The sequence below is a fragment of the Ensifer sp. ENS02 genome (assembly GCF_014851885.1).
Taxonomy (GTDB): domain Bacteria; phylum Pseudomonadota; class Alphaproteobacteria; order Rhizobiales; family Rhizobiaceae; genus Ensifer; species Ensifer adhaerens.
This window is the reverse complement of sequence record NZ_JACVAO010000090.1, coordinates 1-309: the sequence shown is the minus strand read 5'-3', so window position 1 is coordinate 309 and position 309 is coordinate 1. Positions and strand designations below refer to the sequence as shown.

At 66.0% G+C, this 309-nt stretch carries 1 protein-coding gene; it reads right to left on the bottom strand.

Translation table 11 applies throughout. The features are described 5' to 3' along the window. Window positions 1–309, bottom strand: a 309-nt coding sequence (locus IB262_RS35575; protein WP_192494596.1) for an amidohydrolase family protein, incomplete at both ends; no start/stop codon positions are given.

Below are 309 nucleotides of genomic sequence, written 5' to 3'. Positions count from 1 at the left end.
AGTTGACCTGGTAATCGAAGGGCAGCTTCGGCCCCTTGGCGAGCGTCGAATAGAGGATGCCGGCATTGGGCTTGGCCAAGAGCAGCCCCGTCGGGTTGCCGCTGGCATCGCGAGTGATCTCGCCGCCTGGCGGGTTCGGCGTGTCCCTGGTGTAGCCGACGGCGCGGAGCGCCGCGGCATTAAGCAGCGCCCGGTCATAGAGATGCAGCAGGAACACCGGCGTATCGGGCGCGACCGCGTTGATCTCATCGATCGTCGGCAACCGCTTTTCGGCGAACTGGTGCTCGGTGAAGCCGCCGACGACCCGCA